The sequence below is a fragment of the Mannheimia sp. genome (assembly GCF_056854775.1).
Window position 1 is genome coordinate 1 of the sequence record NZ_JBXGGI010000019.1, and the last position, 13442, is coordinate 13442.

Annotated in this window: 8 protein-coding genes; 1 reads left to right on the forward strand and 7 read right to left on the reverse strand. The window is 40.9% G+C overall.

Translation table 11 applies throughout. The features are described 5' to 3' along the window. Nucleotides 1–1173 (reverse strand): NAD(P)(+) transhydrogenase (Re/Si-specific) subunit beta (locus tag ACJHV0_RS01610; RefSeq protein ID WP_483133192.1); only part of this gene is annotated, 1173 nt, incomplete at its 3' end. 11 nt (nt 1174–1184) lie between these two features. Further along, nucleotides 1185–2723 carry a Re/Si-specific NAD(P)(+) transhydrogenase subunit alpha gene (gene pntA / locus ACJHV0_RS01615; protein WP_334235767.1) on the reverse strand — a complete coding sequence of 513 codons (1539 nt, stop codon included), beginning with the start codon at nt 2721–2723 and terminating at the stop codon, nt 1185–1187. Between the two features lie 209 nt (nt 2724–2932). Here pntA and trmJ point away from each other — a divergent pair, with 209 nt between their 5' ends. Next, on the forward strand, nt 2933–3649 hold the full coding sequence (gene trmJ / locus ACJHV0_RS01620) for a tRNA (cytosine(32)/uridine(32)-2'-O)-methyltransferase TrmJ (RefSeq protein WP_483133193.1): 717 nt from the start codon (nt 2933–2935) through the stop codon (nt 3647–3649). A gap of 83 nt (nt 3650–3732) precedes the next feature. On the opposite strand, the gene ACJHV0_RS01625 is transcribed toward trmJ, so the two are convergent. The 5 genes from ACJHV0_RS01625 to glgB all read right to left on the reverse strand — a co-directional run bounded on the left by ACJHV0_RS01625 (nt 3733) and on the right by glgB (nt 13433). Then, the gene (locus ACJHV0_RS01625) at nt 3733–6234 is read right to left on the reverse strand and encodes a glycogen/starch/alpha-glucan phosphorylase (protein WP_483133194.1); all 2502 of its coding nucleotides are present in this window, start codon (nt 6232–6234) and stop codon (nt 3733–3735) included. A 95-nt stretch (nt 6235–6329) separates the two neighbouring features. Further along, a complete protein-coding gene (glgA, locus tag ACJHV0_RS01630; RefSeq protein ID WP_483133195.1) occupies nt 6330–7766 on the reverse strand; it encodes a glycogen synthase GlgA in 1437 nt (478 codons plus the stop codon). A gap of 98 nt (nt 7767–7864) precedes the next feature. Then, the gene (gene glgC / locus ACJHV0_RS01635; protein WP_025235764.1) at nt 7865–9178 is read right to left on the reverse strand and encodes a glucose-1-phosphate adenylyltransferase; all 1314 of its coding nucleotides are present in this window, start codon (nt 9176–9178) and stop codon (nt 7865–7867) included. Further along, a complete protein-coding gene (glgX, locus tag ACJHV0_RS01640) occupies nt 9171–11186 on the reverse strand; it encodes a glycogen debranching protein GlgX (protein ID WP_483133196.1) in 2016 nt (671 codons plus the stop codon). The genes glgC and glgX overlap by 8 nt, the downstream gene beginning before the upstream one ends. A gap of 9 nt (nt 11187–11195) precedes the next feature. After that, nucleotides 11196–13433 (reverse strand): 1,4-alpha-glucan branching protein GlgB, encoded by a 2238-nt coding sequence (gene glgB, locus ACJHV0_RS01645; protein WP_483133197.1) that lies wholly within the window; start codon nt 13431–13433, stop codon nt 11196–11198. Between the last annotated feature and the right edge of the window lie 9 nt (nt 13434–13442).

Sequence of the window (13442 nt, forward strand, 5' to 3'; positions counted from 1 at the left end):
CATCTCTAATACTACATCGTAAGGTACTTTAGCTTCAGCTAATAATACGTTCATATGACCCGGTAAACGACCAGCCACAGGGTGGATACCAAAACGCACGTTCACACCTTTTTCGCGTAATTTAGCCGTGATTTCCGCTACTGGATATTGAGCTTGTGCTACCGCCATACCGTAGCCCGGAGTGATGATAACAGAGCTTGCATTTTTCAGCATTTCTGCCACTTCTTCCGCATTGGTTTCACGGTGTTCGCCATATTCTTCATCGCCTTTGCTAGACTGCACTTCATTACCAAAGCCGCCTGCAATTACGCTGATAAATGAGCGGTTCATCGCTTTACACATAATGTATGAAAGGATTGCACCTGAAGACCCTACCAACGCACCGGTTACGATTAATAAATCGTTGCTTAGCATAAAGCCTGCCGCTGCCGCAGCCCAACCTGAATAAGAGTTAAGCATTGATACTACCACCGGCATATCCGCACCACCGATAGAAGCAACTAAGTGCCAACCGAACACTAAAGCGATTGCAGTCATAATCAACACAGGGAAAATATTTTCCGGATGATTTAAGAAAACGGTCATTAGGAAGATTGAGATAACAATCGCTGCCAAATTCCATTTGTGTTTGTGAGGAATATTTAATGCCGCAGAAGAGACTTTACGACCAAATAATTTGCCACTTAATTTCCCGAATGCGACTAATGAGCCAGAGAAAGTAACTGCCCCGATGAAGATCCCTAAGAACACTTCAACATTGTGAATGTTAGCAAGTGTTGCTTGTTCTGCTAAGAATGCCGCTTTTTCCGCTTCACTAACTAAATAAGCCGGCATTGGTGCTTCAATATGTAAACCATAGCTATTAAAACCAACTAATACCGCTGCTAAACCTACAAAACTGTGTAGAATTGCCACAAGTTCCGGCATTTCTGTCATTTCAACTTTAATCGCTTTTTTAACACCGATGAATCCACCAATTGCCATTGCAATTAAGATCCAAATTGTGCCGTGAGATTGTGGACCAAAAATGGTTGCAACTAAGGCAATGCCCATACCCACAATACCATACCAACAACCGGCTTTTGCGGTTTCGTGTTTAGAAAGACCGGCTAAGCTCATAATGAAGAGAAGTGCTGCAATAATATAGGCAGCGGTAACAAATCCAAAAGACATCTTCGTTCTCCTTAACCTTTTCTAAACATTGCCAGCATTCGTTGCGTTACTTTAAAGCCACCAAAAATATTAATGCTGGCAACTAAAATCGCAATAAAGGCTAAAATATCAATAAAGAAATTACCAACAGGTTGTGCAATTTGCAGTACTGCTCCTACGATGATAATACCTGAAATCGCATTAGTTACCGCCATTAACGGGGTGTGTAATGCGTGGCTGACATTCCAAACCACATAATAACCAACCACACAAGCCAGCACGAATACGGTAAAGTGCGATAAAAATGCTGCCGGAGCAACCGAAGCAATCCATAAGAATAATGCCCCTACGCCAGCCATTACGCCATACTTCACTTTTGGATTTGCAGGTTTTTCTTCTTTTTTGACCGCTTGTGGTGCAGCCGCTTGTTTTTGTGGTTGAGCTGAAACCTGAATTGGCGGAGCCGGCCAAGTTAATTCACCATCACGTACGACAGTTACGCCACGTAACACAACATCTTCAAAATTAATGTCGATTTGACCATCTTTATTCGGTGCAAGTAGTTTTAATAAATTGACTAAGTTTGTACCGTAAAGTTGGGAAGATTGCGTTGGTAAACGAGCCGGGAAGTCGGTATAACCAATCACTTTCACTTGGTTATCAGTTACAAATACTTCACCTGCTTTGGTGTATTCGCAGTTACCGCCAGTCGCTGCCGCTAAATCCACAATCACCGAACCTGGTTTCATTGAATCGACCATCTCTTTAGTGATTAAACGTGGAGCCGGTTTGCCAGGGATAGCAGCCGTTGTAATGATAATATCCACTTCTTTCGCTTGAGCTGCGTAAAGCTCCATTGCACGGCGGTTAAACTCTTCTGACATTACTTTCGCATAGCCGTCACCTGAGCCGCCTTCTTCCTCAAAATCAATTTCTAAGAAGTCTGCCCCCATTGATTTCACTTGCTCTTTCACTTCAGGACGAGAGTCAAATGCACGCACGATTGCACCAAGGCTATTTGCTGCACCAATTGCTGCTAAACCTGCCACACCTGCACCAATCACAAGTACTTTCGCTGGTGGCACTTTACCTGCTGCGGTGATTTGACCGGTGAAGAAACTGCCGAATGAATTAGCCGCTTCGATTACCGCACGGTAGCCCGAAATATTCGCCATTGAGCTTAACGCATCTAAGGCTTGAGCACGGGAAATGCGAGGAACAGCATCCATTGCCAACACATTAATTTTTTTAGACTGCAATTTTTCCATCAATTCCGGATTTTGTGCAGGCCAAATAAAGCTGACCAAAGTCGCACCTTCTTTGATTAAATCAATTTCAGTTTCTGTTGGGGCATTCACTTTAAAAATAATGTCTGCATTCCAAACTTCTTGTTGCGTGCCAATATTTGCACCTGCATTTAAAAATGCATTGTCTTCAAAACTGGCTTTAAAACCTGCCCCACTTTCAATAAGGGCATCAAAGCCAAGTTTTTTAATCTGCTCAACGGTTTTAGGCGTTGCCGCCACACGAGTTTCACCGTCTAACAGCTCTCTTGGTACACCAATAAGCATAAAGACTCCTGTATGGTTGTTATTATTCAAGGCTAAATAATTAGCCTCACTCAAGTTAAAAAACTGTCTAAATGTACCATTAAATAAACTAAATTTGTAAAAAAATCTGACTATTTTTCGGGATTATTTCGTATTTTTTCAAATTTTAAGCTATCAAAAAATTTGCTACACTATTGGCGTAAAAAATTTAACAAAAAAGAAATAATTCAATGAATATTTTAGATCAAATCCAAATTATTTTGGTTGAAACCTCCCTCCCTGCTAATATCGGCTCAACCGCACGAGCAATGAAAACGATGGGATTAACCCATTTGCGTTTAGTAGCTCCTAAACAACCGATTGATGAACAAGCTGAAGCCCTTGCCGCAGGGGCAAAAGATGTACTAGATAACACTCAAATTTACGCTACTTTTGATGAAGCCATAGCTGATTGCCAACTGGTTATTGGCACCAGTGCCAGACTTCGCCATTTGCAAAACAGTTTAATTGAACCCAGAGATTGTGGGAAGTTAGTCATAAACCGTGCAAATCTTGGCAAAGTCGCAATTGTGTTTGGTCGTGAACGTGTTGGGCTAACCAATGAAGAGCTACTAAAATGCCACTATCATCTCAATTTCCCAACTAATCCCGATTATGGCTCGCTCAATTTAGCAATGGCAGTGCAACTGGCAAGCTATGAAATCCGTATGGCATATTTGCAAAAAACAGCAGAAAAACGACCGCTTGTAGAGGCAAAAGAGTACCCAACCGCAGAAGCCCTAGAACATTTTTTCGCTCACACCGAACGTTTATACAAAGAGTTGGGCTTTATCCGCAATGATGCCGTAATGTTGAAGCTCCGCCGACTTTACCAACGGGCAGAACTTGAAACCAATGAGTTGAATTTGTTGAGAGGAATGCTAACTGCGGTTGAGAAATCAAACTAACAAGCGGTCATTTTTCTGCTATATTTTGCAAATCCCTCTAAAACAAAAACGGTAAGATTTCTCTTACCGTTTTATCTCAATTATTATTTCAAATTCAACAATTTGTTTGAACTTTCAATAATGCTATCCATCGTTGAATCGCCTTTTAATTGCTCTTCGCTCATTGGTTCGATTTTCCAAATGTTATTGGCATAATCCATTACCGAACGGTCTGACGAGAAGTAACCCATATTGGCAATATTAATGATTGCCGAACGAATCCACGCTTTCTTATTGCGGTAGGCTTGAGCAACTTTCTCTTGGGCTTCCACATAGCTACGGTAGTCCGCACAGGCTTGGTAGTAGTCGCCAGAGTTTAAGATCAAGTCTTGGTAGCGATATGGATCTTCTGGCGAGAATTTGCCATTTAGAATTTGTGAAATCGCTTCATTCAATTCACTGTCTTTTTCGTAGTAGTGATAAGGTGAATAACCGTTGCGACGAAGTTCTTCCACTTGCTCCACTTCATTACCGAAAATAAAGATATTCTCTTTACCTACACGATCTAAAATTTCCACGTTCGCACCATCTAACGTACCAATAGTTAAAGCACCATTGAGGGCAAATTTCATATTCGATGTACCTGATGCCTCAGTACCTGCTAATGAAATTTGCTCTGAAACGTCTGCCGCTGGAATGATCATTTGAGCTAACGACACGCTGTAGTTCGGAATAAACACCACTTTGATTAAGTCATTAATACGTGGGTCGTTATTCACTACACTTGCCACATCATTAATTAAGCGAATCACTTTTTTCGCCGCATAATACGCACTTGCCGCTTTACCTGCAAAGATGAAAACACGAGGTGTCCAATCTGCGGTTGGATTTTTTAAAATACGGTTATAGAGCGTAATGATATGAAGCACGTTCATTTGCTGACGTTTGTATTTGTGAATACGTTTGATTTGTACGTCAAAAATTGCTTCCGGATTGAGTTTGATACCTTGTGTTTCTTCAATATAGTTTGCTAAACGGCGTTTATTTTCAAATTTCACTGCAGCAACTTGAGCTTGTACATCAGCATCATCAGCAAAATCATTGAATTTTTCTAACTCGCTTAAATCGGTTAGCCATTTATCACCAATATATTTATCTAAAATATTCGCAAGACCCGGGTTGGCAATTTTGATCCAACGGCGAGGCGTTACCCCATTTGTTACGTTGGTAAAACGGTTCGGGTAGATACGAGCAAAGTCTGCAAAAATCGATTCTACCATTAAGTCAGAGTGAATTTTTGCCACACCGTTTACTTTTGTAGAAGCGACTACTGCAAGCCACGCCATACGCACACGACGATCACCTTGCTCATCAATTAATGAAACACGAGAGATAAGATCATTATCGTTCGGGAATTGGCTACGCACCTCTTCCAAGAAATGTTCATTAATATCAAAAATAATTTCTAAATGACGTGGTAACACACGGGCTAACATTTCCACCGGCCAGGTTTCTAACGCTTCACTCATTAAGGTATGGTTGGTGTAGAAGAATGTTTTGCTAGTGGTTGCCCACGCTTGCTCCCAAGAATAGCCTTTTTCATCAATTAAAATACGCATTAACTCAGGCACTGCAAGGGTTGGGTGGGTATCATTTAAGTGAATTGCCACTTTATCTGCTAAATTTACACAAGAGCCAAATTCTGCTTCGTGGCGGCGGATGATATCTTGCACAGATGCCGAACAGAGGAAATATTCTTGACGTAAACGTAATTCACGACCGTTATAAGTAGAATCGTCCGGATAAAGCACACGAGAAACGTTTTCTGAGCTATTCTGTTTAACCATTGCAGCAAAATAATCACCACGATTAAACTCTGATAACGCAAAGCCTTTACCTGAAGCGTGAGCAGACCATAAACGTAAGCTATTCGTTGAGGTAGTTTCAAAGCCTGGGATCAGCTGATCGTGTGCTTGAGCGGTGATCTCTTCTTCCGGCTGCCACACTACTTTTTTACCTTCACGCCAGGTTTTTCCACCAAAACGGACAGGGAAACGTTTACTTGAACGTAGATATGGCCATACAAATTCGTTTTCCAACCATTCATCAGGCTGCTCTACTTGCTCACCATTACGGATTTCTTGGCGGAACATACCATATTCATATTGAATGCCGTAACCAATAGCAGGGATTTTCATTGTCGCAAGGCTATCTAAATAGCAAGCAGCTAATCGACCTAAACCACCGTTACCTAAGCCCGGATCGCCTTCTTCATTAATGATATCTTCAAGATCTTGCCCTAACTCTTTTAACGCAGCACCAATAAGCTCATAAACGCCTTCCGAGATCATCGCATTACTGAAAGTACGTCCCATCAAAAATTCCATTGATAGGTAATAAACACGGCGACTTCCATTTGCAACTTGGCTGCGACGAGTTTGTAGCCACTCTTCGGTAGATAAATCACGCACTACACGAAGTGCGGCATTTAACCAGTTACGTTTGCTCGCATCTCGAGGCTCAACACCTAATGCAAATACCATTTTATGTAAAATTGCGTCTTTTACGCTTTTAATCATTTCGGGGCTTAACGACTGCCTGCTCATTGAGTAAAATCTCCTAATTTTTATGGATATTACAAGCGGTTGAATTTACAAATTTTTTTGCAAATTTAACCGCTTGTAATAATATTTTGAATATATTAAATAATTTCGTGATATAAATTTTGATATTGTTCAGCCACTTTCGCCCAACCAAAATCTTGAGCCAGCGCATTTTGGCGAACACTTGACCAAAGCTTCTGTTTTTGCCACAAATTAATCGCTCTTATTGCCGCCTCTAAAAACGCCGGTGCATCAGGATAATCAAACACAAAACCTGTTGCGGTGCGGTTTTCAATGCTCTCTTTGTGGCTATCAAATACCGTGTCGGCTAATCCGCCTGTGCGGCGAACAAGTGGCAATGTGCCATATTTCAAGCCGTAAAGTTGAGTTAATCCACAAGGCTCGAAACGGCTTGGTACAAGAATCACATCGCCACCGGCTATAATTTGATGAGAAAGTGCTTCGTCATAACCAATCTTAATACCGATTTGGTTCGGGTATTTATGTTGGAAATAACGTAATGCATTTTCCAAATCCGGCGAACCACTGCCTAGCACGATAATCTGTACATTGTGCTGCATTAGCGTATCAATATTCGCTAATAAGAAATCTGCCCCTTTCTGCTCGGTTAAACGAGTAACCATTACCATTAATAGGGCTTCTTTTTGTTCCGGTAAACCAAAAATACGTTGCAATTCCGCTTTATTTTTCGCTTTACCGTGCATATAGTTTGGACGATAATTAGCAACAATATTGGTGTCGGTTTCAGGATTCCAAACTTCACTATCTACTCCGTTTAGAATTCCTCTCAGTCTGCCTTGATATTGGCGAGTGGCAAGTAAGCCGTGTAAACCAGCCCCTGCAATCTCTTCAGTAATTTCACGTGCGTAAGTTGGGCTTACTGTCGTAATACGATCAGCAAAATATAAACCTGCTTTAAGGTAAGAAATTTCACCATAAAACTCTAAGCCTTCAGCATGGAAAAACTCCCAAGGTAAACCAAGCTCAGCCAGATGGAACGCATTAAAACGCCCTATATAGGCAATATTATGAATAGTAAATACGGTTTTGACGTTGCTACCCCAGCTTTTCAGATAAGCACAAGCAAGACCTGCCTGCCAGTCGTGAGCGTGTAACACTTGGGCTGAACCCCACCAGTGATCCAAGCCTTGAGCAAGTTGAGCACCTATATAGCCTAATAACGCAAAACGTTTGTAGTTATCGATATAATCTTGATAATTCGCATCGTGATAAGGATTACCATCACGCATAAACAGATGTGGTGCATCAATTACATAAACGCCTAATCCGTTGAAATAGGCAAATCGAATCGTAACTAAACCGGCAAAAGTACCTATTGTTGCCACTTCTACGGTTTCACCTAAGGTTTGAGCAACTTTAGGATAATAAGGAATTAATACTCTGGCATCATTACCTGCTTGTTGTTGAGCAAAAGGCAGAGCCCCCATAACATCAGCCAGTCCACCTGTTTTAATCAGCGGATACATTTCCGAGCATATATGTAAAATTTTCATTTTTTACCATTTAATTGTGTTGCAAATTTTTATTAAATTTAGACCGCTTGAAAATAATACTTCGGGTATTTAAACCCGAAGTATTATAGCATCAATATTTAAATTGTATATTTAATATCCGTATTAACTTCTTTACCTGCCAGCTTATCTAGCATTGAACGCGTAACCAATACAATTCCATTTTTACTGACTCGGAAATTTTTAGCATCTTCTTCCGAATTAACCCCAATTTGCAAACCGTCCGGGATTACGCAATGTCGGTCAATCACCGCTCGTTTAATCACACAATTTTTGCCGATAGTAACTTGTGGAAGAATAACAGTATGCTCAATAACAGATTCTGATTCAACGTGAACACGGTTAAATAACACCGAGTTACTGATTTCAGCATCGGTAATCACACAGCCACCTGCAATTAATGAGTTATCTAAGGTTCTTGCACGAGTATGGTTATAGAAGAAACGTGCCGGTGCAGTTTGTTGTGGACGACCGTGAATTGGCCAAGACTCATCATATAAATCCAATTCAGGATCTTCAGAAACTAAATCCATATGAGCAGACCAATAGCTATCAATTGTTCCTACATCACGCCAGTAAATTGCACCACTTGCATTACGTCCTTTGCAAGAACGCTCGAATGGATGAGCGTATAACACGCCTTGCTCTACTGCTTTTGGAATAATGTCTTTACCAAAATCGTGCGATGTTCCCGGTGTTGAAGCCTCTTTTTCTAGCATTTCATAGAGATAATCTGCATTGAATACATAAATTCCCATTGAGGCTAAAGACGAATCAGGTTTACCCGGCATTGACGGTGGATCAGCCGGTTTTTCCACGAATTCTTTCACTTTTAGTTTTTCATTTACCGCCATTACCCCAAATTCTGAGGCTTGAGAACGTGGCACTTCAATACAGCCCACCGTACATTTAGCACCTTGATCAACGTGATCTTTTAGCATTTGAGTGTAATCCATTTTATAGATATGGTCGCCTGCCAAAATGATCACATATTTCGGACGATAGTGTGATTTCATCATCGCCATATTTTGATAAACCGCATCAGCTGTACCACGATACCAAGTGTTTTCATCTAATTGCTGACGAGCAGGCAACATATCAATATATTGGTTACGCTCATAAGGTAAGAACGACCAACCACGCTGTAAATGACGCAATAGTGAGTGAGCGGCATATTGCGTAATAACGCCAATTTTTAATAAATTTGAGTTAATGCAGTTAGATAACGCAAAGTCAATAATACGGCGGCTTCCCCCAAAATAAACAGCAGGTTTTGCACGTTTATCTGTTAATTCATAAAGACGAGAACCTCGTCCACCGGCTAAAATTAAAACCAACGTTTCATTCGTCAAATCTTGTCTTGCAACAAGAGCGGTTGATTCTTGGTTAAGCATGTTGTGTCTCCAATATTTTTGTGTGAATTCCATCACTTTTTTGAAGTACGCATACTCCCATATTATTGAGCGTAACTGATTGCGTTTCTGTCATCAAAGTACCGTTTTTTTGCCCGATAACCACTTTCCAGCAGCCTTTAGGCAATAAAAATTGCTGTTTCTGGCGTTTGGCATTAACCAAAATCAACCAGTTATCCTGTAATAAAATTGCTATTTCTTTTAAGCTATTATTATGCCAATCTTCAATTTGCAACGGTTCTGCTAATGCACTGATCCAACGAACCGATTGACTGTCCCACCATTGATTTTGGGCTGAAAGCAGTGGGATTTTTTTTCGTAATGCAATGAGTTCGGCAACATAACCTATCCGAGCTTGGTTAGCATTTTCCCAATCTAACCAAGTGGTTTCATTGTCTTGGCAGTAGCCATTATTATTGCCTTGTTGAGTATGTCCCATTTCATCGCCGGCAAATAACATTGGCACGCCCCCCGAAAGAAGTAAGGTTGCCAATAAGCCACAAGCGGTCATTTCTCGCTGTTTTTTTACCGATTCATCATCTGTTTCACCTTCCATACCGTGATTATGGCTGAAGTTTTCATTATGCCCATCACGATTTTGTTCGCCATTCGCTAAGTTATGTTTTTGGTTATAGCTGACTAAATCTTGCAGATTAAAACCATCGTGAGCAGTAATAAAATTAATACTTTTCGAGGCGGAATGTTTGGAAAAAATATCATCACTGCCGGCAAAACGGCAGGCAAATAAGCCTAGATCGCCCTGATTATGTAGCCAGAAAGCACGCATATCATCACGATAACGATCATTCCATTGGTAAAACGACTCGGGGAATTTACCAAGTTGATAGCCCTCACCACCAATATCCCAAGGCTCGGCAATTAATTTGATATGAGCGAGTTTCGAGCAACTTTGGATTGCCTTAAAAAAGTCCGCTTTTTCGGAAAAACTTGGGGTTCTGCCTAACACCGATGCCAAGTCAAAACGGAATCCGTCCACGTGGCACTCGTCCACCCAATAACATAAGCAATCGATTGCCCAACGGAGAATATGAAGATTGGTTAAATTAAGTGTATTGCCACAACCTGTCCAATTTTCATATTCGCCTTGCTCGTTTAGCCAATATGCGTGGTTATCAAGCCCTCTAAAACTGAGCATTGCACCGTCTTTACCACCTTCAGCAGTGTGGTTAAATACTACGTCCATAATCACTTCAATGTTGGCTTTGTGTAGCGTTTTCACTAATTGCTTAAACTCTTTAAGCGGATTTTGCTTATCTGAAGCCAATTTCGGATCAACCGCAAAATTACCTAAAACATTGTATCCCCAATAATTTACTAAGCCTTGCTTTTGTAAATGAGGTTCATCAATATGGTAAGTAATTGGTAATAATTCTACCGCTGTGATACCCAGTTTTTTCAAATACTCAATGGAATTTTTATGAGCTAATCCTGCAAAAGTTCCTCTAATTTCTTGTGGTATAGCAGGATTTAACTGACTGAACCCCTTAACGTGCACTTCATAAATAATGGTTTCTGTCCAAGGGGTGAAAAGCTGACTATCCCCTTCCCAATCAAAGTGTTCATCAACTACTACAGATTTTGGGGCAATCTGTCCATTATCTCGCTCATCATTCCAAGCATACCACTTTACAGCCTCTTCACTGCTCAGATCAGGCATTCCCTCAATAGCTTTGGCATAAGGGTCGATCAACAACTTATTTGCATTAAACAGCAAGCCTGCTTGCTCGTTTTGTTCTCCTTTAACTCGATAGCCATATTTCGTACCTGCTTTCACACCTTCAACAAAAATATGCCAAGTATGTTCACTTGCACTCATTGGAATGCGGGTTTCTTGATTACTTTCATCAAAAAGGCACAATTCAATAGCGGTCGCATTTTGTGAAAAAATTGCAAAATTTGTGCCAAATTTACCCGCTTGTATGCAGAGCGAACTGCCAAGAGGGAATGGTTTACCTCTAAAAAACTTCATTTATATTTACTACTTTGCTTTTTTAGTTACTTTTTTCTGCACAGCTTTTTGCTTTTTCGTTTTAGTGATAAAAATCGTGGAAAGCGGCGGTAACGTAATATTGATAGAATATGGCTTACCGTGCGATCCAACTTCCTCACTTTCAAATCTATCTGCATTGCTCACATTGCTGCCGCAATAAGAGGCTAAATCAGAATTTAAGATCTCTTTATATTCCGCTAATTCATTTACGCCAATGCGGTAATCTTTGCGAACAACAGGGGTAAAGTTGCTAACCACAATCACGCTCTCACCATTTTTTGCTTTACGCTCAAAGGCAAATACAGAATTATCGTGATCGTCCACCACAAGCCATTCAAAACCTGCTGGGTCATAATCTTGCTCGAAAAGTGCCGGTGTTTCGGTGTATAAACGGTTCAAGGCTTTCACCCAACCTAGTACACCTTTATGCCATTCACCGCCATCTTCGCCGAGCAGATACCAATCCAAACTCTCTTCAAAATTCCACTCTTTACCTTGTGCAAATTCATTTCCCATAAAGAGTAATTTCTTGCCCGGATAACCCCACATATAGCCGTAATAAGCCCGCAAATTCGCAAATTTTTGCCAGCAATCTCCCGGCATTTTGTTCAGTAATGAGCCTTTGCCGTGCACCACTTCATCGTGAGAAAGCGGCAGCACAAATTTCTCGCTATATTGGTAAGTCATTCCGAAAGTCATTAAATTATGGTGATAACGGCGATAAATTGGATCTTTTTGCATATAGCGTAAAGTGTCGTTCATCCAACCCATATTCCATTTGTAGTTAAAGCCCAAGCCTCCGTGTTCAGTTGGATGCGAAACCCCGGCAAATGAGGTGGATTCTTCGGCAATCGCCGCACCACCTTGACTTTCATTGCGTAAAATATTGTTAGTGTGGCGTAAGAAATCAATCGCTTCTAAATTTTCACGTCCGCCGTATTTGTTTGGAATCCACTCTCCGTCTGAGCGGGAATAATCACGGTAAATCATTGAAGCTACAGCATCCACCCGTAACGCATCAATACCGAAACGTTCGATCCAATACAACGCATTACCCGACAGATAATTATTCACTTCATTTCTGCCGTAATTAAAAATCAAGGTATTCCAATCTTTGTGATAGCCCTCTTTCGGATCAGCGTGTTCATAAAGATGTGTGCCATCAAAATAGACCAAACCGTGTTCATCAACTGGGAAATGCCCCACCACCCAGTCTAAAATCACGCCAATGCCTTTATCGTGTGCTTTTTGGATAAAATAACGCAAGCCTTCGGGCGTGCCAAAACGGCTGGTTGGGGAATAAATACCGGTAGTTTGATAACCCCAAGAGCCATCAAATGGGAATTCGGAAATCGGAAGGAGTTCAATATGGGTAAAGCCCATATCTTTGACATAAGGAATAAGTTCATCGGCTAACTCTTCGTAGCTTAGCCAATAGTTATTTTCCACATTTCGTCGCCAAGAACCTAAATGCACTTCATAAATGGAAATCGGTTTATCTTCAGCGTTTGCCGCACGGCAAGTTTTCTCTAACGGTACGATGCTTGGTAAACCCGACACAATTGATGCCGTATCCGGACGGAACTGAGAGGCAAAAGCGTAAGGGTCAGATTTTAAACGTAACACGCCGTTGCTATCCAACACTTCAAATTTATAGCACGCTCCCTTTTTAACGTTCGGCAAAAAAATATCCCATATTCCTGAATCCGGGTGAAAACGCATTGAATGGACTAGTCCATTCCAATGATTAAAATCGCCCACTACCGAAACACGCAAAGCATTAGGTGCCCAAACGCTAAAATGCACGCCACCAACTTCATTTTGAGTAACTAAATGAGCCCCTAATTTTTCATAAGGACGGAGCTGTTTACCTTCGGCAAATAACCAATTATCCAGCTCTTGAATGTGAGTTTTGAAACGGTAAGGATCTTCAATATCTAAAGTTTCTCCCTCATATTCCACTAACAAGCGGTAAGAAAAATCAATTTTTTTACCAATGATTTCGGCAATAAAAAAACCTCTATCATCAATTTTTAACATCGACGACACAGGTTTTCCTTTTGAATCAATAACTTGACAAGCGATAGCTGAAGGGAGAAACGCTCTGATGACAATACCATTATCAATAGAATGAATGCCTAAATAGGAAAAAGGATCTTTACAATAACCGAGTGATAGTTGTTCGATAAAGGTTAAATCTCTGTCGGAGTAAATATAATCTTGCATAGGCACTCC

Excerpts from the sequence above, each read along its gene's own strand:
- glgA (WP_483133195.1), bottom strand. The coding sequence starts at position 7,766 with ATGAAAATTTTACATATATGCTCGGAAATGTATCCGCTGATTAAAACA.
- glgX (WP_483133196.1), bottom strand. The coding sequence starts at position 11,186 with ATGAAGTTTTTTAGAGGTAAACCATTCCCTCTTGGCAGTTCGCTCTGC.
- pntA (WP_334235767.1), bottom strand. The coding sequence starts at position 2,723 with ATGCTTATTGGTGTACCAAGAGAGCTGTTAGACGGTGAAACTCGTGTG.
- ACJHV0_RS01625 (WP_483133194.1), bottom strand. The coding sequence starts at position 6,234 with ATGAGCAGGCAGTCGTTAAGCCCCGAAATGATTAAAAGCGTAAAAGAC.
- trmJ (WP_483133193.1), top strand. The coding sequence starts at position 2,933 with ATGAATATTTTAGATCAAATCCAAATTATTTTGGTTGAAACCTCCCTC.
- glgC (WP_025235764.1), bottom strand. The coding sequence starts at position 9,178 with ATGCTTAACCAAGAATCAACCGCTCTTGTTGCAAGACAAGATTTGACG.
- glgB (WP_483133197.1), bottom strand. The coding sequence starts at position 13,433 with ATGCAAGATTATATTTACTCCGACAGAGATTTAACCTTTATCGAACAA.